The 20,954-nt window shown below is 43.8% G+C and carries 20 protein-coding genes; 7 read left to right on the top strand and 13 right to left on the bottom strand.

All coding sequences use genetic code 11. The features are described 5' to 3' along the window. Positions 1-293: 293 nt before the first annotated feature. Together AAFN85_RS11770 and AAFN85_RS11775 are read left to right on the top strand one after the other, a co-directional pair. Positions 294-605, top strand: a complete 312-nt coding sequence (locus tag AAFN85_RS11770; protein WP_347527473.1) for a PAS domain-containing protein — start codon at positions 294-296, stop codon at positions 603-605. Next, on the top strand, positions 599-2,323 hold the full coding sequence (locus AAFN85_RS11775; RefSeq protein WP_347527475.1) for a PAS domain S-box protein: 1,725 nt from the start codon (positions 599-601) through the stop codon (positions 2,321-2,323). The genes AAFN85_RS11770 and AAFN85_RS11775 overlap by 7 nt, the downstream gene beginning before the upstream one ends. 116 nt (positions 2,324-2,439) lie before the next feature. Here AAFN85_RS11775 and AAFN85_RS11780 read toward each other — a convergent pair whose 3' ends face one another. Further along, entirely contained in the window at positions 2,440-3,330 is an 891-nt protein-coding gene (locus tag AAFN85_RS11780; protein ID WP_347527476.1) for a pyridoxal-phosphate dependent enzyme, read from the bottom strand. A gap of 75 nt (positions 3,331-3,405) precedes the next feature. Between AAFN85_RS11780 and AAFN85_RS11785 the strand changes: the two genes are divergently transcribed. Continuing rightward, a complete protein-coding gene (locus AAFN85_RS11785) occupies positions 3,406-4,443 on the top strand; it encodes an RluA family pseudouridine synthase (RefSeq protein ID WP_347527477.1) in 1,038 nt (345 codons plus the stop codon). A 73-nt stretch (positions 4,444-4,516) separates the two neighbouring features. Next, complete coding sequence (locus tag AAFN85_RS11790) at positions 4,517-5,353, top strand: aminotransferase class IV (protein ID WP_347527478.1); 837 nt, start codon at positions 4,517-4,519, stop codon at positions 5,351-5,353. A 157-nt stretch (positions 5,354-5,510) separates the two neighbouring features. On the opposite strand, the gene AAFN85_RS11795 is transcribed toward AAFN85_RS11790, so the two are convergent. The 4 genes from AAFN85_RS11795 to AAFN85_RS11810 form a co-directional block, all read right to left on the bottom strand. Next, positions 5,511-6,308: a DUF3050 domain-containing protein gene (locus AAFN85_RS11795; RefSeq protein WP_347527479.1), complete on the bottom strand. Its 798-nt coding sequence runs from the start codon at positions 6,306-6,308 to the stop codon at positions 5,511-5,513. Between the two features lie 147 nt (positions 6,309-6,455). Further along, positions 6,456-6,923, bottom strand: coding sequence for an IS200/IS605 family transposase (gene tnpA, locus AAFN85_RS11800; RefSeq protein ID WP_347527480.1), 468 nt, complete (start codon positions 6,921-6,923; stop codon positions 6,456-6,458). Positions 6,924-7,278: 355 nt separating this feature from the next. Next, entirely contained in the window at positions 7,279-8,196 is a 918-nt protein-coding gene (gene fmt / locus AAFN85_RS11805) for a methionyl-tRNA formyltransferase (RefSeq protein ID WP_347527482.1), read from the bottom strand. A gap of 29 nt (positions 8,197-8,225) precedes the next feature. Beyond that, positions 8,226-9,467 (bottom strand): DUF1343 domain-containing protein, encoded by a 1,242-nt coding sequence (locus tag AAFN85_RS11810; protein ID WP_347527484.1) that lies wholly within the window; start codon positions 9,465-9,467, stop codon positions 8,226-8,228. Positions 9,468-9,622: 155 nt separating this feature from the next. Here AAFN85_RS11810 and AAFN85_RS11815 point away from each other — a divergent pair, with 155 nt between their 5' ends. Next, on the top strand, positions 9,623-10,774 hold the full coding sequence (locus tag AAFN85_RS11815) for an FtsX-like permease family protein (RefSeq protein ID WP_347527641.1): 1,152 nt from the start codon (positions 9,623-9,625) through the stop codon (positions 10,772-10,774). Positions 10,775-10,857: 83 nt separating this feature from the next. Here AAFN85_RS11815 and AAFN85_RS11820 read toward each other — a convergent pair whose 3' ends face one another. The 7 genes from AAFN85_RS11820 to AAFN85_RS11850 all read right to left on the bottom strand — a co-directional run bounded on the left by AAFN85_RS11820 (position 10,858) and on the right by AAFN85_RS11850 (position 17,854). Further along, entirely contained in the window at positions 10,858-11,607 is a 750-nt protein-coding gene (locus AAFN85_RS11820; protein WP_347527485.1) for a hypothetical protein, read from the bottom strand. Then, positions 11,604-13,121 carry an outer membrane beta-barrel protein gene (locus tag AAFN85_RS11825; protein ID WP_347527486.1) on the bottom strand — a complete coding sequence of 506 codons (1,518 nt, stop codon included), beginning with the start codon at positions 13,119-13,121 and terminating at the stop codon, positions 11,604-11,606. Before AAFN85_RS11825 ends, AAFN85_RS11820 begins: the two co-directional genes overlap by 4 nt. Then, positions 13,114-13,665, bottom strand: a complete 552-nt coding sequence (locus AAFN85_RS11830; RefSeq protein ID WP_347527487.1) for an RNA polymerase sigma factor — start codon at positions 13,663-13,665, stop codon at positions 13,114-13,116. The genes AAFN85_RS11825 and AAFN85_RS11830 overlap by 8 nt, the downstream gene beginning before the upstream one ends. Positions 13,666-13,836: 171 nt before the next feature. Then, on the bottom strand, positions 13,837-14,271 hold the full coding sequence (locus tag AAFN85_RS11835) for a hypothetical protein (RefSeq protein ID WP_347527488.1): 435 nt from the start codon (positions 14,269-14,271) through the stop codon (positions 13,837-13,839). Between the two features lie 77 nt (positions 14,272-14,348). Beyond that, the gene (gene mazG, locus AAFN85_RS11840; protein WP_347527489.1) at positions 14,349-15,152 is read right to left on the bottom strand and encodes a nucleoside triphosphate pyrophosphohydrolase; all 804 of its coding nucleotides are present in this window, start codon (positions 15,150-15,152) and stop codon (positions 14,349-14,351) included. A gap of 362 nt (positions 15,153-15,514) precedes the next feature. Beyond that, entirely contained in the window at positions 15,515-16,192 is a 678-nt protein-coding gene (mnmD, locus tag AAFN85_RS11845; protein ID WP_347527490.1) for a tRNA (5-methylaminomethyl-2-thiouridine)(34)-methyltransferase MnmD, read from the bottom strand. Positions 16,193-16,507: 315 nt separating this feature from the next. Beyond that, entirely contained in the window at positions 16,508-17,854 is a 1,347-nt protein-coding gene (locus tag AAFN85_RS11850) for an MBL fold metallo-hydrolase (RefSeq protein ID WP_347527491.1), read from the bottom strand. A 123-nt stretch (positions 17,855-17,977) separates the two neighbouring features. On the opposite strand from AAFN85_RS11850, the gene AAFN85_RS11855 reads away from it, so the two are divergent. Together AAFN85_RS11855 and AAFN85_RS11860 are read left to right on the top strand one after the other, a co-directional pair. Next, positions 17,978-18,166: a hypothetical protein gene (locus AAFN85_RS11855; protein ID WP_347527493.1), complete on the top strand. Its 189-nt coding sequence runs from the start codon at positions 17,978-17,980 to the stop codon at positions 18,164-18,166. Then, positions 18,163-18,543 (top strand): type II toxin-antitoxin system death-on-curing family toxin, encoded by a 381-nt coding sequence (locus AAFN85_RS11860; protein ID WP_347527494.1) that lies wholly within the window; start codon positions 18,163-18,165, stop codon positions 18,541-18,543. The genes AAFN85_RS11855 and AAFN85_RS11860 overlap by 4 nt, the downstream gene beginning before the upstream one ends. A gap of 86 nt (positions 18,544-18,629) precedes the next feature. Here AAFN85_RS11860 and AAFN85_RS11865 read toward each other — a convergent pair whose 3' ends face one another. Then, the gene (locus AAFN85_RS11865; protein WP_347527496.1) at positions 18,630-20,705 is read right to left on the bottom strand and encodes a M13 family metallopeptidase; all 2,076 of its coding nucleotides are present in this window, start codon (positions 20,703-20,705) and stop codon (positions 18,630-18,632) included. Positions 20,706-20,954 lie beyond the last annotated feature (249 nt).

Raw genomic sequence — 20,954 nt, forward strand, 5'->3', positions numbered from 1 at the left:
GCGGTTTTTGAACCGATTGGTTAAAAAGTAACTTTAAATTGTTTAAAGTTACTTTTTGTACCGAACTCCAAATTGGTCACTACATCTGCGCCAATTTTTTTAATAAATAAATGATCCGGAATCACTTTTATTTGCCCGAATTATTAATTGAAAAAGCTTGAAACATCCGCATGTTTTAATTGTATTTAGCTTACAGCAATTTGATAGCCTTCAAAGGGTTTCCTTTCGATTGAATTTTATCAGCTGATCACCTTATTATTAATTAGTAACGTATTAAAAAAGGAAACCCGGTAATGATGCAGCCAAAACCATCGCCAGCCAACGCAACCAACACAGCTTTAAAAGCCACACTTGCCGGTACCGAAGCCTGGGACCTGCTCGAAGCCCTGCCCATTGGCGTTTACACCTGCGATAAGGAAGGTTATATAGTTTCTTTTAATAAAGCCGCTGTTGAACTTTGGGGAAGGCAACCGGATATTGGCCGGGATAAATGGTTTATGGATTGGAAATTGTTCCGGACGGATGGCACTGTATTGCCTTACGAGGAATCGCCTATGGGGCGTACCTTACAAGCCGGAAAAGTAGTTGAGGGGAGGAGTTGTTAATTCAACGTGGCGATGGCGGTATAAGGTATATTCAGGCAAACCCCAAGCCCCGTTTTAATGAACAACAGGAGATGATAGGCGCGGTGAGCATGCTGATAGATATTACCGCTCAAAAAACCGACGAATCAAAACAGGCTATGCTGGCGTCGATCATCGATTCGTCAGAAGATGCTATTGTAAGCAAAAATCTTGATGGGATCATAACCAGCTGGAACGGCGCGGCGCAACGCCTGTTTGGTTATGCCGAAAATGAGATAATAGGTAAACATATTACCATATTAATACCCGAAGACCGTTATGACGAAGAGTTGCTTATCATCTCGAAAATAAAGGCCAACGAGCGCATTGAGCATTTTGAAACCATCCGCAAAACTAAAAGCGGTGAGCAGATCAGGATCTCGCTCACGGTATCGCCCATGCGCGATAGTAATAATAAAGTGATAGGCGCTTCAAAAATAATACGCGATATAGGCAGGCAAAAGCAGGCCGAAAAGCGGCTACAACAATATGCTGAACGGTTGGAGATCCTGAATTCGATAGGGCAGGTGATCTCGGCCGAGCTGGATATTCAAAGCATCCTGCAAAAAGTTACCGATGCCACCACGCAGCTTTGCGGCGCTCAGTTTGGTGCTTTTTTTCATAACCTTATTAATGAACAAGGCGAATCGTACATGCTGTTCACGTTATCCGGCGCACCGCGTGAGGCGTTTGAGAAATTTGGGATGCCCCGTAACACCGCGGTTTTTCATCCAACCTTTAGCGGCGAGGGAACCGTAAGGGTAGATGATATAACCAAAGACCCTCGCTATGGCAAAAACGATCCGCATTATGGCAAGCCGAAAGGGCATTTGCCAGTAGTAAGCTATCTCGCTGTGCCTGTAAGGGCAAAAGCCGGTAATGTGATAGGCGGTTTATTTTTCGGGCACCCGGAACCTGCCATGTTTAGCGCGGAGCACGAGCAACTTGTTGAAGCCGTTGCCGCGCAGGCGGCCGTGGCTTTGGATAACGCCAAACTATATGAAGATATTAAGCTGCTTAACGAAAAAAAGGATGAGTTTATAGGCCTTGCCAGTCATGAATTACGCACTCCGGTTACCAGCCTGAAAGGTTACCTGCAAATTATAGCACGCAACCTCGCTGCCGATGAGCGGAATAAAACCCTGGCCAATAAAGCCCTCGACCAGGTTGGCAAACTAACCACCCTGATATCCGATCTGTTGGATGTTACCAAGATCCAAACCGGTAAGCTTCCGTTCACCTATACCGATTTTGATATTATCAAACTACTTACCGAATCGAGCGAAATACTACAACAGACCAACCCGTCGCACAAGCTTATTTTTCATTTGCCATTTGATGGATTGTTCATTAACGGCGACAGCCAGCGAATTGAGCAGGTGATCATTAACCTGGTAACCAACGCTGTTAAATACTCGCCCAAGGCCGATCAGGTTATTATCACTGCCGATGTACGGGGCGATAAGTTCAGGGTATCGGTACAGGATTTTGGCATAGGTATTCAGCCCGATCAATTAGAACGTGTTTTTTCGAGGTTTTATCGGGTTGAGAATCTGGCCTCGCACATGTCGGGGTTGGGGATAGGGTTATATATCAGCAATGAAATTGTAACCAGGCATAACGGTAGGTTGTGGGTAGAAAGTGAATATGGTGAGGGATCGACCTTTTATTTTGAATTGCCGATAAACACGAATGCTTAGCATTGTGGTTAGTTATTTATACGAATTACACGAATGTTTTGCGAGTCGCATAGAATTTAAACGAACTATACGATCAAATAATTCGTGTAAATTCGACCAAATTCGTGTAATTAGTGTCAATTGAATTTTTCCTTCATCCCCAACAATCCCCAAATCCCTCCGCTATGAATAGCTAAGATCTTGCTGCCCGGATCAAACGCACCTTTTTCAATCTGATCATATAAAGCATACAGCATTTTACCCGTGTAAACAGGCTCTATCAATATGCCTGTTTCTGCAACAAATTTTTTGATGAAATTAATCAGTTCATCATTGGCTTTCCCATATCCTCCAAAATGATAATCAGTAAGTACATTGTAATCTGCCGGAGCCGTTAAAAACCGGTTTATCTCATCCCTAATAAAACCACCGTTTTTAAATACCGGTACGGCGTTAAATTTTGTTTTAAGCTGATGGCTGCTTAGTCCGTTTATAATGCCCGCAGCAGTGGTGCCGGTTCCGCAGGCGCAAAAGATATGATCGTAGGTTTCTGTTAATTCATCTACAAGTTCGCTGCATCCTGAAGCACCTTCGGCAGATGCGCCGCCCTCGTCAATAAAAAAGGCTTGCTCATCATGGCCAAAAAATTGGTTAAAAAGGGCTGATTTATCGCGATAGCTATCCCTATCGGTAAATTGCAGTTGCATACCATGCAACCGGCATAAAAATAAAGTATCGTTATCAACCTGCTCGCCTCGTACTATGCCCGTACTTTTAAAGCCGAATTTGGCGGCTGCTGCTGCGGTAGCCAGCAGGTGGTTGGAATAGGCCCCGCCAAAGGTTACCAAATGTGTTTTACCTTGATCCTGAGCTTTTTTAAGTACGTATTTAAGCTTTCGCCATTTATTCCCCGATATCATGGGGTGGATAAGGTCATCGCGTTTGATGAAAACTTTTACGCCCTTCGCATCAAACAATTGGTTGTTGATGGGTTGTATAGGGCTAAAAATTTCCAGATCGATGTCCATAAAATAATACGGTATTAATGCTATTGCAATATTACGTTTAACGAACCACAAAAAACGATTACTTTTGCGCCTCAAATGGCATACGAACCCGAACTTATTGAACAGGAAGAACAAGACCTTTATGAACACCTCCGCGTAGTTGTTGATAAGGGGCAGTCGCTTTTGCGCATTGATAAGTTTTTGATGCACAGGGTGGAGAACGCATCGCGCAACCGCATCCAGAACGCTATTGAGCTGGGCAATGTGCTGGTTAACGATAAAACCATCAAAGCCAGCTATAAAGTAAAACCACTTGATGTGATCTCGGTAGTATTGCCGCATCCACCGCGCGATACCGAAGTTTATCCCGAAAATATCCCCATCAATATTATTTATGAAGATGATGACGTGCTGGTGGTGGATAAAGAGCCGGGAATGGTGGTGCATCCTGGATACAATAATTACACCGGTACGCTGGTGAACGCGTTAGTATATCACTTTCAACAATTACCTACGCTGCCGGGTAACGATGGCAGGCCGGGACTTGTGCACCGTATTGATAAAGATACCTCTGGGTTATTATTAATAAGCAAAAACGAGCGTGCCATGACCTGGTTAGCTAAACAGTTTTTTGATCATACCATCACCCGTAAATACATAGCGCTGGTTTGGGGTGATCTGCCCGAAGATGGCACGGTAACCGGCTACATCGGCCGTAGTGTGGCCGATAGAAGGGTGATGTCGATATATGATGACCCGGAAAAGGGCAAATGGTCGGTAACGCATTATAAAGTTTTGGAGCGAATGGGCTATGTTACGCTGATAGAGTGCCAGCTGGAAACCGGTCGTACCCACCAGATCAGGGCGCATATGCGGCATATTGGTCACCCGTTATTTAGCGATGCTACTTATGGGGGCGATAAAATTTTAAAGGGTACCAGTTTTAGCAAATACAAACAGTTTGTTGAAAACGCCTTCGCGCTGATGCCAAGGCAGGCGCTGCATGCCCAAACTTTGGGCTTTCTGCATCCTACATTAAAAAAGCAGGTGCATTTTGAATCACCATTGCCTGCAGATTTTGAAGCGGTGCTGGCTAAATGGCGTAAGTACACAGATACCGATACCCAGGAATAATACGTTAAAGAGAGATAAAATACCCCCAATTAATTAACCAGCTCCATCAACCTCATATCATCTATCCGTCCATATGATGCCCGTATTCATCAACTTTAACGGCGAATATCTTCCCCAAGATACACCTTTGCTAAGCATTAGCAACAGGGGGTTTAAATATGGCGATGGTTTGTTTGAAAGCATGCGGCTGATGAAAGGCAAGCTTAAATTTGCTGAACTCCATGCCGACCGCCTGCAACGGGGAATGAAAGCCCTCAAAATTGATGGCTACTCGCAAATGGATAGCTGGTTTTTAAATAATATTGTTAATGAGTTGGCCCGTCGTAATAAGGTAAAGCACGGCCGTCTGCGTTTAACCGTTTATCGCGATGCCGAGGGACTTTATACGCCCACTCAAAACAAAATGGGCTACTGCCTGGAACTAACTGCAAGCGAAGAACCACGATATTTTTTAAACGAGCGGGGACTGATCATGGATGTGTTTACTGATCTGCCCAAACCGTCAAATTATCTATCTAACATCAAAACCTGTAATTCGCTTATTTATGTAATGGCGAGCCTGCATAAAACGCAAAACAAACTTGATGATGTGTTTTTACTGAACCAAAGCGGCAATTTATGCGAAGCCAGTAGTTCGAATATATTTATCAATTACCAAAATCATTTATACACGCCAGCCTTAAGCGAGGGTTGCGTGGAAGGCGTAATGCGCCAGGTAGTGATCAAACTGGCTGAAGAAAATAATATCCCGCTAACTGAAGCTCAGATCAATCCTGACATTTTGTACGAAGCTGATGAGGTATTTTTAACCAATGCTACTCGTGGTATCCAAACCGTAATGGGCTTTGGGGTGAGGCGCTATTTTAACCAATACAGCAAGGTGCTGATGGATGAGTTGAATAAGTTGTAAGGGTAACTATTTCGTAAACCACTGTCTTGAGCTGGTGCACGCGTGCCGCGTGTTCCTTATGAAAATAGCAAGGTTTAAAAAGACATATTCAATACCTGTCCTGAAGGGTACACGCGACACGCGTGCACCAGCAATTAACATTTTTAGAGTTAAGAATTTATATCTCGCTTGCTTCTTCCACTTTTATTGCCGCAAGTATTCCATCCCAAAGTGCAATACGCGCCTGCAAAGCTTCTTTAACAGCAGTGGTTGCTTCGGCCCATTTGCTATCATCATCACCGCAAAGTTCGGCGGTCATTTGATAGGCTAATTGTGAGTGATGATCGCCATCAACTTCAATGTGGCGCTCAAGGTAGTAAAGTAAAATATCAACCTTGCCCGGTAATTGCTGACTAAGCTCTTTTACAATGCTCACAAACATATCCGGGATCAAATCTTCACGACCGAAAGTAAATACAGCTGCCTGCAGGTAATCTTTATTAGTATCAATAACCTCAAAAGTATGCTGAACAAAGTTGCGTGCCGCGGTAGGGATATCAGCAATGATCAATGCCTCGTCGATATGTTTGCCGATGTGTAATTCGTGAAACAGGTTGCCGATAGCTGTTGCTTCGCTGCCCGCCTGTTGCATTGCGCGTAAGTATAATTCAAAGTGGCTTGCGCGGTTGCCTTGTTCATCAACATCGCTTTCTTCGCCGGCTACAATTTCGTTGATCAGGTAGCGGGTATTGGCGTTTCCGGTAGGCATCCATGGGGTAACGGTACAGGTAAGCTTTTGCTGCAATGCTTTTAACAACGACATAAAATCCCAAACAGCAAATACGTGGTGCTCCATAAAAACAGTAAGCTCATCAAGCGAGGTGATATTTTTATAAAGCTCGTGGTTAATAAGTTGATCGCGTAAAGGTTGGATGTTGTTTTTTAATGCTGTAATGCGGTTGCTATGATCTGCCATGCGTTCCCTGGTAATTATTTTAGGTCGCAAAGGTAACAAATGGGGTGGGAATGAGGCGGATGAATGTTTGTTTTGACAGGGCGGTGATGGTGAGGGCCGGCGTGTCGAGGAGTATCTACAGATATTAAGAATCAAAAGAATGCTGCGCTATTCTGGTTGTTTGAAAATATATCGTTCATCAAATTCAATATCTAAGCTGCGCAGTATCTGTTGAAATTCTTGCGAAAATGATTTTTTACTATGGTGCTGTTGCTGATTTAATATGTAGTTTACCACTTTATCAACCTGCGATCGACTGTGGGTAAAACCGCCATAACCTTCTTGCCATTGAAACCTGCCTTTGGTTAATTTTTCTTTATTGATCCATTCGGACGAGTCGCTTTTTACAATTCGAACCAAATCTGAAAGCGCTTGATTGGGGTTTAATCCAATGAGTAGATGCATGTGGTCGGGCATATTGTTGATAGCAATCAATTTATGCCCGTGATTTTGAATTATGGCAATAATATAATTTCGTAATCGTTCAGCCCAGACATCGCTAATTAGCGAAGCGCGATATTTTACAGCGAATACTATGTGAGTGTAAAGTTGTGTGTATGTATTGTTTGTTGCCACAATTGCATGGTTTAGGTTAAACCCCTCTGGGGTTTTTAAATGGTCGATTTGTGATGCTACAAAGCTTTTGCCCCTCTGGGGCAGAATAGCAAAGTATCTATCTTAAATTATTCTATAATATAAATGAAACAAGCTGTTCAATTTTTTATCATTTGTTTTAAATCCCTAAGAGGAAGTAAAAGCTTTTCGGCAAGCAAGCCAAGCCATTCTTTGCCCCAAGAAGTTATATCTAATTATTTATTTTTATACCCCAGAGGGGTAAAAGCTTTGTAGCAAATATATAACGCAGTGTCTTTGCCCCAGAGGGGCAAAACTTCGCCGCCAGACCCCGCAAGCAATCAACTTTATAATCGCCTTACAACCTCACACCCCTCAAAAAATCCTCAATACCCATCCGCTTTTTACCTTCCAGCTGAACATCTGTTAAACTAACAAACCCGTCCTTCGCCGCAAATTTCAAATATGTTTTATTATCGGTTAAAACGGCACCCGGTTGTACACCCGGCTCGGCTATTTGAAATTCTGATGCGTAAACCTTTAATACTTTTTCGTTCAATTCGGTATATGCCGTAGGCACCGGACTCAAACCACGAATTTTGTTATAAATAGAAATAGCCGACTGTGTCCAATCTATCAAACAATCCTCTTTGAAAATTTTAGGGGCATGTTTTAGCTCCGCACCTTCGGTAAGCGCGGCTTGCGGGTGCTCGTTATACCTGCCGCTTTCAATGGCTTTTACTGTTTTTACCAGGATACCGGCGCCTTTGTTCATGAGCCTGTCGTGCAGTTCGCCGGCATCTTCGCTGCCTGTGAGGGTGATTTTTTCGGTGAACAGGATGTTGCCCGTATCAATATCATGTTTTAAAAAGAAGGTGGTAACGCCGCTTTCCTTTTCGCCATTAATTAAAGCCCAATTGATAGGCGCGGCACCACGGTATTGGGGCAGGAGCGAAGCATGGAGGTTGATGGTTCCTTTTGCCGGCATATTCCAAACCACTTCGGGCAGCATCCTGAAAGCCACTACCACTTGCAGATCGGCTTTAAGAGCCTTCAAATCAGCTAAAAATTCTTCGTTTTTTAATTTTTCGGGTTGTAATACTTTTAACCCGTTGGCAACGGCATATTGTTTTACTGCCGACTCGTTAACTTTCTGTCCTCTTCCAGCGGGTTTATCTGGGGCTGTAACAACGGCTACAATATCGCAACCGGCGGTGATCAGGGCATCAAGTGAAGCAACGGCAAACTGGGGGGTACCCATAAATATAATTCTCATAGTATGTTTAGGTAAAATGTAAGATGTTGTTATTCGTACAGTAAATATTTTTTGCGTGTTGTTTTAAATTTCTCAAGACCGGGTTTCCAGCTTTTGCGGATCTCTTTTTCGCTTTTGCCTGCTTCAATTTGCTTGCGTAGCTCGGCCGAGCCGGAAAGCTTGTTGAAATAAGCGTTGAAAAAATGATCCTTATCCGGAAATGCTTTATATAACTCTATAAGCCATTTCAGGTTAATAGAGCCCATTCCCCTGATCTCATCTGCCGACATTTTTTCCAGATCGATGCCAAAACACTCTTTATCCTTCTGCGGTGGGTTTTCACTCATACCCGGTATGCTTTTAGGTGTAAACGAAAAACTGTATTTCCCTTTCAGTGCCGGGTGACCGATCAGTAAAAAAGGCTGCATAGTCCCACGCCCCAAACTGAAAGTAGTACCCTCAAACAAACAAGTGCTTGGGTACAATAAAACCGATTGATCTGTATTTAAATTAGGCGAAGGATTAACCGGCAATTTATAATACAGATTATGTTTATAATTGGCCACTTTAATAATATTCAGTTTGCATTTTACCCCGTTTTTCAGCCAACCCTCACCGTTTATCATTTGGGCATATTCGCCAATGGTCATGCCGTGGGCAATGGGGATGGGGTGCATGCCCACAAACGAGCGGAAGGCAGTATCCAATATTGGCCCGTCAATTAAATAGCCGTTAGGATTGGGGCGGTCAAATATCATCAGCTCTACATTGTTTTCGGCGCAGGCCTCCATTACATAGTGCAGGGTTGATATGTAGGTATAAAAGCGGGTGCCAACATCCTGAATATCAAATATCATCAGGTCGATGCCTTGCAGGTCATCAGCTGTGGGTTTGTAATGTTTGTTGCCGTAAAGGGATATCACCGGAAGGCCGGTTTTAGGATCATTAGCATCGTTAACGCTGGCCCCGTTGCTGGCATCGCCCCTGAAGCCGTGCTCGGGGCCGAAGATCTTTTTTATGGTAACGCCTAACTTTAACAAACTATCAACACTGGGTGTAAGGTTATTGCCAATAACAGAAGTTTGATTAACTACCATCCCAATATTTTTTCCCTTAATATAGTCAATATATAGCGAAATCTGGTCGGCTCCGGTAATAATTTCGGTGTTTATTTTATCTTTTTTGGGCGATGTTGTACTGTCGGTTTTATGATCTGTAGCCTGGCTGCAAGCCGTATGGGTAAGTAATATGGCTATTAAGGTGTATTGTAAAAATGTCTTGAACTTCATCATAAAATATTGAGTTGAAACAATTTTAAAAATAGCAGGTTTAACAGCAAAAACCGCATATTTGCGAAGGTACAAAAAATCAGTCTGCATTGAGTTTCGCCTCCTTTATATCAGCCCGTATAACATTCAAATCAAAGCGCACATTTTCAAAATTGATAGTGCGCATTGCTATTGTTGGCATTATGCTGGGCCTTGGTGTAATGATATTGTCGCTTGCTATCGTTAAAGGATTTAAACACGAAATACGCAATAAAGTTCGCGGTTTTGGTGGCGATATCCGTGCGGTTAAGTTTGATCTCAATAATTCTTACGAAAGTTCATCCGTACTTATCGATAGTTCTTTTATCAAACGCGCCCTAAAAAGCCCTTACATTACCCATGTAATGCCGGTGGCCACCAAGCCGGGCATCATCAAAGCCAATAACGAAATTGAGGGTGTAGTGCTGAAAGGCGTAGACAAAAGTTACGACTGGGGCTATTTCAAAAACATGATGGTTGCCGGCGAGGTGATCAATTTTGCCGATTCGGTTGAGGCCCAGAAAGAGATCATGATCTCCCAAACCATTGCCGACCGCTTGAGGTTAAAAGTTGGCGATAAAATGCTGATGTATTTTGTACAGGAACCATTACGCCGCCGCCAGTTTAAAATAAAAGGCATTTTTAATATTGGGGTAGAGGAGGTAGATAAAACCTTTGTTATCGGTTCGCTATCATTGGTTAACCGCCTTAACGATTGGAAGCCCGGCGAAATAGGCCAATACGAGATCCGCATTTCAGATTTTGATCATCTCGACGAAGCCGCCGATGCTCTCGATACTGTTTTACCTGTAAAACTAAAGGAATATACCATTGCCGAAGATTACCCATCGATATTTGAATGGCTTAACCTGCTCGATGTAAATTTTGTGGTGATGCTGGTGCTGATGATGGCCGTGGCAGTTATCAATATGATCTCGGCATTGCTGATCATGATACTGGAACGTACCTCCATGATAGGCATATTTAAAGCGATGGGTGCCAGTAACTGGGAGATCAGGAAAGTGTTTCTTATTAATGCCACTTATCTTATTGGAGTGGGCTTGCTATTGGGCAACCTGCTTGGCCTTGGCCTTGGTTATTTTCAACAACAAACCCACTTTTTCGCGCTCGATCAGGCTTCGTATTATATGAAATTTGTACCTGTTGAGTTTGATGTGCTTGATATTATCCAACTTAATATCGGTACCATGATAGTTTGCTTGTTGGTACTCATGATCCCGTCATCGCTGGTAAGCCGGATCTCGCCGGTTAAAGCTATTCAGTTTAAATAGAGCGATTAGAGGTTGGCGATCAGAGATCAGTTTTTATCGACATATTTTCTGCAACTCCTTTTGTGATCTTAGTTGAGTTACTGTTAAAACAATTGATAGCTCAAGCCCAGGCGGATCAAATTACTATGCGCATCGTTCACGCCGCCAATCAAATTTTTTCTGTAGTTGGTAATGCCATGTGCAAAACTTGCATTTAAACCATACCTGCCATAACTTGCTACAGCACCCATACGTAGCCTTACATCAGTTGGCGATTTGCTCCTTTTAAAATCAACTTTGTAAACTTTGCCATCTTTATCTTTCACTTCACCTTTATCGCGGGTATCTAATATAAAGCCCCAATCCATCCCCGGTAAAAGATCCAGTTTAACCTTGCTTAGCTTAAAACGATAGCCGATATATGGGTTTAGGTTAATGGTTTGATTTTGCAATGCCACATGGCCTGTTACAGGAAAGCTCCAATCAACAGCAACCAAGGTTTGATATTCGGTGGGTACAGCCGGAGGTATCGGATAATACCTGTCAGCGTTAACTTTACTTCTCAATATTTCATAACCGCCCTGTAAGCCAACAATAAAGCCCCCTTTTGTTACCAGCTGCCCTTGTATGGTGCCGCCATAGCTAAAACCGTTTTTATTGCCATAAGGGTTATTAGCACGGTTCATTGGGTCGCCGGTGGTTGAGCCTTGCAATATCATGGTGGTAGATGTTGCCGAGGCTCCCGAAAAATGGAATAAACCTGATGTAGCCTGTACCGAAACCTCTAATTTTTGAGCAAACAAATGTATCCCGCTACCCAATAGCAGTGCAATTACCAGTAAACGCTTTTTCATTTTTTATGTGTTGTAAAGTTTAGTTTCAGGTTTAAGCCGCCTGCCCCAAATTTTATCTGCTGTGAGCCAAGGCCATCAAGCGGGTATTTTACAAACGGTTCGATAATGAGGCGGTTGGTTTTACCCAGCGGGTATCCTATACCAAAAGCAAGGTTAAGCGTTTTGGCAAAGTAAAAGCTGTTAAAGCTTTTACGCGTGGTTTCGTCGGTGGTTTGTTGCTGTACACCAGCCGCTTGTGCCAGGCCGGGATAGCTATAACTTGCGGTATAGGCTTCGTTAACAAAAGTGCCCGAGCTTACACCTGCCGAAAAATACGTATCGTTTTTTTGCGGGTTAAACTCGTATTTAATGTTAACCGGGATATCCAAACCAACCAGTTTGGCATTGTAGCTTTTAATTGATGGACTTGCCGCCACCTTGCTAAAATCAGCAACGTTATTGTACGCTGTAGTTAACGCCGGCGAAAATGAGGCTAACAAGCGTTCATTTGATGGCTGGTTTTTATCGTAACTCAGCGTGTTTTGCGCGATAGCCAACCCGGTAGAAAGCTTGATGTTTTTGCTCAGCCTGATATCTGAAGTAAAGCCCGCGCCTGCATTAACCTGGTTTTGGCTGCCCTTAGCATAGTTGAAAAACGTAGCCGCGTAAACACTGAATTTTACCCTTTTTTCGTTGGTGATCTCGTCTGTTTTTTTAGGCTTATTATCCTCGCTGGCCAGCAAAGCTTCCATGCTGTTTACCTTCGGTTTTACACGTATAGGCGATTCTGGCTTATTTGCCGGTGCCTGTGTTGCATTGTTTTGCGAGTTAGCAGCAGGTGGTTGCTGTGTAGCGGCAAATTGCGGTTGGTTGTTTTTAGGCAATATTGATTTAACGCTATCCTGTTTTTTTACAGATGGCGATGTGTTTAAATTGTTGTTATCAGCCGCCTGAACAGGTTGCTGAGCGGGTACTTTTGCCGATGCTACAGGCAAACCATTATTAACAGCAGGAACCTGCACCGGCGTAAACTGCTTAACATTAATACCCGGCTGTGTTACCACGGCTTTAGCCGGTTGTTTGCCATTTTGGGCGATTGTATTTTGCCCGCCAGCCTGCGCGCCGCTAAGCGGGTTGGTGTGTTGAACCGGTGCTTGCGCATTTTGCTGAACAGTTGTCTGTTGTTTTGTACTTGCCAAATCGGCTGCAGGCGCACTTGTTACGGCCGGTTGCGTTGTAGCTGTATCAACCTGGTTGTTTTGTGGTTGTATAGGTTTTACAGGCTTAACCGAAAGTGATTGACTCCCGTTATTAACGCCATTTTTGTGTGAAACAACCCACAGACCAATACTCAAAAATAAAAGCAGGGCTGCAGCCGCGCCTGCCCACCATAGGTAAACCGGGCGGCGCTGTTTTTCCTGCATAGGGAAACGTTCCCTGAGCAACAGCCAGCCTTCATCGGCGGTGGTGTCTTCGTAATTGTCAAACACCTCACTGATCCGGTTTCTTAAGTCGTTATCCAACTGATCATCCATGGTGTGCTTCTTTTCTTAATATATTTCTTAATCGTTCCTTAGCCCGGCTCAGGTAAACGCGCGATGAGCTTACCGGAATGTTGAGCATAGTAGCAATTTCTTCATGATCGTAACCATCAATTTCGTACATGTTAAAAATGGTGCGCTGTATGGCGGGCAGCTCAACCATCATTTTTAAAATGTCTTGTGCATTTAAATTATCAACCGGCCCCATGTTACTCCTAACAGGCGCGGCGTTATCCAATTCAACATTTAGCTGGAATTTGAGGTCTTTACGACGGCGATCAATAGCCGTGTTAACCATAATTGTGCGGAGCCAGGCTTTAAAAGGCTTATCGGTATTGTAACTGCCTATGGCGTTAAAAACTTTTATAAAAGCATCATTTACAGCCTCCAGGGCATCATCGCGGTTTAAACTGTAACGCAAACTGATACCCATAGCATAGCCATAAAACTGCTTATACAGCAATTCCTGGTGTTTTAAGCTGCCTTTTTTGCATTGCCTTACGATCTCTTCTTCGGTAATGCGAGGGGGTGGATGCATTAAATGTTCTTAGTTCCGCTAAATGTTGTTTTGTTTTAAGCCATTACGTGGCAAACAAGCCAAGTGATACAAAATAAAAATATTTTTTTCTGATTACGATCACCGGGGTATCATAACTAAAAAAGCCGGTACCCATTACAGGCACCGGCTCGTAATTAAAACAATAAAAAGTTAGTTAATTTTTTTGAAATTATATACGATGTTGGAGGTATCGCCGGTGCTAAGGCGTTGTAACTGAAATACAGTGCCGTTATAACCATATTGATACACGCCTTTTAAATGGAACTTAGCACCAGTGCCGGTTACCACTTTGCTCGAATCATTAAACTGAATGTAAACACCATTGTAAGCAAATGAGCCTTTGCTGGCCGCATGCTTTATGGTATCGCCTGTTACAGCAAATCTTGAGTTTGCGGCAAGGTTAATTATTAAAGCGGTGTCTCTGATGGTATCATAACCGGCACCACTTGCTTTTTTTACCAAAGCGCCAAAGCTTCCTTTAAATGTTCCCTGTGGCTGCGGAATTGGTGTTGAATCGCCCTTTGGTGAACAAGCCGCGCCTAACGCTAATAATAATGGTAGCAGGTAGAATAAATTACGTTTCATATTTAATCCTTTTATGTATTAGATTTTTAACCATTACGCATATTAATTACCAAACGCTACAACAGGATAAATATTTTTTAAAGTTTTTTTGCCTCGTTCCAAAAAACGTCCATTTCGGAAAGGCTCATATCCTGTAGTTGTTGGTCGTTTTCTTTGGCTTTAAGTTCAAGGTACTGAAAGCGTTTAATGAATTTTTGGTTTGTTTTTTCGAGGGCGTTTTCGGGGTTGATATTGATAAAGCGGGCATAGTTAATGAGCGAAAACATCAGGTCGCCAAATTCGGCTTCGGCCCGTTCATGGTCTATGGTGCTTTCATCTTCGGCATTAAATTCATTCCTGAACTCCTGCATTTCTTCTTCAACCTTGGCCCACACCTGGTTTTTCTCTTCCCAGTCGAACCCAACGCCGCGCGCTTTTTCCTGTATGCGCGATGCTTTTACCAAAGCAGGCAAGGAAGCAGGCACGCCGCCCAAAACAGATTTGTTGCCCTCTTTAAGCTTGATCTGCTCCCAGTTACGTTTTACATCTTCTTCGTTTTGTACCTCCACATCCCCATAAATATGAGGGTGGCGGTTGATCAGTTTATCGCAAACGCCGTTCAGTACATCGGTAATATTGAAATCGTTGGTTTCTGAGCCAATTTTGGCGTAGAAAACCAGGTGCAGCATAATATCGCCCAGTTCTTTCCGTATCTCGGGCATATCGCCAGCGAGGATGGCATCGCTTAACTCATAGGTTTCTTCGATGGTGAGGTGGCGCAGGCTTTCGAGGGTTTGTTTTTTATCCCAGGGGCAGTTAGCCCTTAGGTCGTCCATAATAATAAGTAACCTGTTAAACGCTATGGTAGCGGTAGGGGCGGTTTCTGGAGCTTTTAACGGCATAGATGTTTTGTTTATGCCGCAAAAATAAGCATTATATAAAAGCTTAAAGCAGAGGGCGCAAGGCCGAAAGCTAATATTTTGTTAGAGAGGTAATTATTGGCTTTTGATGCTGGGGAAGTGCTTTTACAAAAGAGGGCACCTACGGAGCCGGAAACGCTGAAAAAATCGTAACTTATAAACATGGTACTCCTACGGAGTTATATGACGAATATTTCAAACTCCGTAGGAGTACCATGTTTGTAGCAAATATGAGTGAGGTTTTTGGCTCCGTAGGTGCCTCCTAACCGTTGGTATGAAAAGAGTTTTGAGGCTCGGTAGGTGTCCCCTAATGGTAGATTGATTTAAATTATTGCAGTGATAGTTTAAGACTGCTTAACCGCCCGCAGCATTTCGCGCTTACCGGGTGCGCCAGGTGCCTTCTCTACCTTAAAGTTTAATGCTTTAAGCATACGTTTCAGGTTGCCGGTAATGGCGTAGGTAACAAATACCCCGCCCGGTTTTAAAAAGCTAACGGTATGGCCAATGGCTTCCTCGTTCCACATTTCGGGTTGATGGATGGCGGCGAAGGCATCAAAATAAACAACATCAAATTGTTGCTCTGTTTCAAAACTTAAAAGTTGGGTATTGGCAATTTGCAAATGCGCCGAGTTGTTGATATCAACCGTGGTTTTTAATGCCTGCGGATAGTTGTTATTAAACTGGTCCCAAAGCAAAGCCGGAACATATTGCTCATACCCGGTTTGCGCCATCATTTCGCCGCTAAGCGGATAGGCTTCGATACCTGTATAGTTAAGTTGTATTTGTTTATTGGAACAGGCATCGGCAGTAAGCAAAAAATTGAGACCGGTGCCGAAACCAACCTCTAAAATATTGATGCTATCAACCTCATTTCTATCCAAAAAATACTCCATGCCCGATCTCACAAATACATGCAGGCTCTCCTGCAAAGCCCCATGGCGCGAGTGATAGTGCTCGCCAACCTCGGCATTGTAAATGGTTTTTGAACCATCGGCAGTGGTAACTATGGTTAGATTTGACATATTTAAAAATGGGTGTCATGCTGAGCTTGTCGAAGCATGGTGGGCCGGGCCTTTACGCGCGCCTTCGACAAGCTCAGGGTGCAATGTTAGTAAGTTAGTGATATCCCTCAGAGGGGGAACAGCTTTGTAGTAAAGCATTAAGCCTGATTAGCCGTGCCAGAGGTACGGAACGTCGGCGTTGTGTACCTCTGGCACACTCAAAACTTGAGCCTTTCCATTTCTACAAAGCTTTTGCACCTCTGGTGCAGCCGGACAAATTCCTTAACCTAATGACATTACTTAGGGTGATGGGCCTAAGTAATGTTGTTTTTTTAATTAATGAACCGCTTTCATCATCTCTGTAACCACCTCGCCCAGATCATAAACCGGTACGTTGTCAATCGATGCGGCTATAATACTCACACCAGCCGCCGAACGATAACCCGCCGCGCAATGCACCACAATAGGCTTATCAGTGGCAATCTCGCCAACGCGTTCGCGTAATTCGGGTAGGGGGATATTGATAGCAGAATTGAATACTTTACCCGCGGCAACCTCGCCGGTGTTGCGGATATCAAGTATGGTATAAGCTTCTTCGTTAGCTTTAAAGTTATCCAGGTCAAGTACCGCTGATACTTCATTAGCTGAAGCTGGCACTAACAACGTCGCTTTGATATTGCCTTCGTAACCAATTTTAGCTGCTTTTTTGATCAGGATATCCAGTTTCTCTTCGCTTTCGGCAATCAGGTAAAATTTTTCTTCAGGGCCGATGATCGATCCCAGCCAGGTTTCAAATTTTTCGCCATCCATTAAGTTGATGGCGCCGTGTAGGTGACCATCTCTGAATTGGGCTTTAGGGCGGCTATCGATCACCAAAATATCTTTATCCAAAACTGCATCAGCATCAAGCTGAGGCACGGCTGCAATGCTTTCTTCAAAATTTACAACACCGGCCTTGTTCAGTTCCACATCGCGACCAAAGTATTTGGGCATAAAAGGCTGATCGGTAGTGAGGGTTTTTACAAACTCCAGTTCATCCATCAGTTGCAGTGCATAGTTTTCGCGCAATTCCCTGCCGATAGTACTTTCCAGATCAGGACTCATGTTTTTGCCGCATAATGAGCCTGGGCCATGCGCCGGGTAAACTACCACGCTTTTAGGCAGTGTCATCAGCTTTTGGCGGGTGCTCTGGTACATCTGACGGGCAAGTTCTTCTTTTTTGGCGGTGATATTACCTACGTTCTCGCGCAGATCAGGGCGACCCACATCGCCTACAAATAAGGTATCGCCGGTAAAAATGGCAGTTTCACGGCCTTCTTCATCAACCAGTAAAATACAGATAGAATCGGGTGAGTGGCCGGGGGTATTGATGGCTTTTAGTTTGATATCATTTAACTGGATAACGTCGCCGTCATCAAAAGTTTCGTGCGGGTAGGTAGCGCCGGTAAGTTCGCTGCAATAAATAACCGCGCCGGTGGTTTGATGGATCTCGAGGTGCGAGCTTACAAAATCGGCATGGGGGTGCGTTTCAATAACGCCAACAATATCGGCATCGTGTTGGGCGGCGAAATCATAATAAGGCTGCGGGTTACGTGCCGGATCAATAACTATCATTTTACCTGTACGTATCACGGCATATGAACCATGCGCCAGGCCTTTATCGTAAAATTGCTGAATGATCATTTGCCGCAAAGATAATTGTTTGGGCGGGATGTTGGGAGAGGGGAATGTTAGCAGGCGGTAAAGATTATGCAACAGTGCCTAAATTGGCAACCTGTTTTTAGGTATAAATGGTTAAATTTGGTTATGACCACAACAGAATTGAAGACAGAGATCAATAAAGCGCTCGAAAATGTTCCGGAAGAGGCCTTGACCGATGTGCTTTCGTACCTCCAACATTTGCAGGCAAAAGCGCCAACGGATATTAAATTGACCGCACATTTAAGGCAGATCCTTACCGAGGATGCTGAATTGCTGGAAAAGCTTGCCCAATGATTACTGTTGAACAGGCTGAACAAGTACATAATGTGCTTATCAGAAAATTTGGTGGTTTAACCGGCATACGCGATAAACCGGGACTGGAAGCTGCTTTAGCCCGGCCACATGCCACATTCGACGGCCAGGAATTGTATGCAGAACCGGTTGACAAAGCAGCTGCTATTTTTGAAAGCCTTGTGATAAATCATCCGTTTATGGATGGTAATAAAAGAATTTCATACGTTTTAATGCGCCTTACACTGCTTGATAGTGGTTTTGATATTACCGCAACTCAAACTGAAAAATATGAAATGGTTATAGCAGCAAGCAAAGGCGAGATCCGGTTTGATGAAATAAGAAATTGGTTAGCTGATAGGTTATTAAAACTAAGTTAACTCCCAAGCCAATATTTAAAAAGGTATATTAAATGGCACAGGCCCGGCATTTGCCGGGCCTGTGCCATTTAATGAAAAGGTCGATACTACCAGATCTTAGTTCTATCCTCCGGTTTTTTATACATTTTATCGCCCGGTTTAATATCAAAGGCCTTATACCAGGCATCCATATTACTTATTGGTGCATCGGTACGGAAACGCTCCGGCGAGTGCGGATCTGTCAGGATGCGTTGCGCTGCTGCTTCTGGTGTTTGAGCTGAACGCCATACTTGCGCCCATGATAAAAAGAAACGCTGCGCTGGCGTAAAGCCATCTGTTTTAGTATTTGATTGGCCTTGCTTGGTTTTGCTGAAAGCCTCGTAGGCAATGTTTAAACCGCCAAGGTCGGCAAGGTTTTCGCCAAGGGTTAGTTTGCCGTTTACGTGCAGGGTATCAATAACAGTAAAGGCGTTGTATTGGTTAACTACCTCGTCGGCGCGCGATTTAAATTTATCGGCATCGTCTTTTGTCCACCAATCGCGCAGGGTACCATCGGCATCGTACTGGCGACCCTGGTCGTCAAAACCGTGGGTCATTTCGTGGCCGATCACGGCACCTATGCCACCGTAGTTAACGGCATCATCGGCATTAAAATCAAAAAACGGAAACTGCAATATACCTGCCGGGAAAACGATCTCGTTATTGGTTGGGTTGTAGTAAGCGTTAACTGTTGGCGGTGTCATACCCCAGCGGGCTTTATCAACAGGTTTGCCTAAACGGCTTACGTTAAAGTTGTAACGCCATTTGCTGAGGGCGCGGATATTGCCAAAATAATCGTCGCGGTTAATTACAATGCCATCATATTTTTCCCAATTATCCGGGTAGCCAATTTTTACGGTGAAGGCGTTCAGCTTTTTCAGCGCGCGCTCTTTGGTAGCCGGGCTCATCCATTCAAGGCGTTTAATACGGTCGCCGAGGGTGATCTTAAGATTGTTCACCAAGCCAACCATGTACTGCTTAGCAGCTGGGGTAAAGTACTTCTCCACAAATAGCTGACCTAACAATTCGCCAAGACCACCATCAACAAGGGAGCTCATGCGCTCGTTGCGCGGTGTTTGTACTTTTTGGCCGCTTAAGGCGCTGCTAAAAGCAAAGTTCGCGTTCACAAAATCCGAACTCAGGGAACTTGATGCCCCTCTTAAAATATTCCATCGCAGGTAAGTTTTAAGGTTTTCAACCGGCGTTGCTGCAAGCAGCGAATCGGTGGTTTTGAAAAATGTTGGCTGGTTAACAATTATGCTGTCCTGTCCGCCGGCGTTAAGGGCCGGTAATATTTGGGTCCACTTTAAGTGAGGGGTTTGTTTTTCAAAATCGCTCACCAGGAACTTGTTGTAGGTAACATGCGGATCGCGCATGGCCACACGGCTAAGCTGCGCTTTGGCCCAGGTGTATTCGAGGTTGTAAACAATCTCCGCGTTTTTAGCTGCTTCGTCTGCACTGCTGCCGCTGAGGGTAAACAGGGTAACAGCCAGTTTTTTCAAGGCATCCTGCGCTTTTTTTGATCGGGCATCATTTTTCAGGTAATAATCCCTGTCGGGCAGGTTAATGCCTCCCTGGCCAATGTTTATAACGTATTTGTTTACGTTTTTATCGTCCTGATCAACCGTAAACCTGAAGATAGCCGAGCCGCTTCCATTTACACGTTCGTAAATCACTTCGTTAATAAAATCATCAAAGTTTTTGATCTGGCTTATGCGTTGCAAGTCGGGTTTGATAGGATCGTAGCCGCGTTTTTCAATAGTAAGGCTGTCCATGCCGCTGGCGTAAAAGTCGCCTACGCGTTGTTTAAGGCTGCCTTTTGGTTGCGATGCCGAAGTTTTGCTTACCTCGTTCAACAAACCAATCAGTTTATTGGTGTTTTCCTGACGCAGAATGTTGAAGCTGCCCCAACGGGTTTCTTTAGCGGGGATGGCGTTCTGTTTTAACCAGCCGCCATTGGCATATTCAAAAAAATCGTCGCCCGGCTTAACGCTCAGGTCCATATTGGCGGGATCAATAAATTTTTTAGGCGGAGTGGCGATTTTATGTTTCGGCTTTACAGGCTTGGGGCCATCCATAGCAAAAACATTTACCGACATACCGAGGGCGGCAGCCAGTATAAAGCAGTCGAACTTTAATTTCATGTTAATAATTAAAAATTAAAGTTAATGAATAATGTGTAACAGGAACAAGTACCAAGGCAAAGAAGCCCTAATGATTAAACCAATTGATGAGCGCTTCCAGCTTTGATTTTTTCAAAATATCAAGCCAGAAACGGTGTAATGGCGCTGTTTTCATAATAATCGCGTTGTTAGTACTATTAATAACTGTTGGATTGTAAAAATATTGTGGGATTATCTGAATCAGAATTTACAGAATTTAAGAATGAGCAG

It is taken from the genome of Mucilaginibacter sp. CAU 1740 (assembly GCF_039839285.1).
Classification (GTDB): domain Bacteria; phylum Bacteroidota; class Bacteroidia; order Sphingobacteriales; family Sphingobacteriaceae; genus Mucilaginibacter.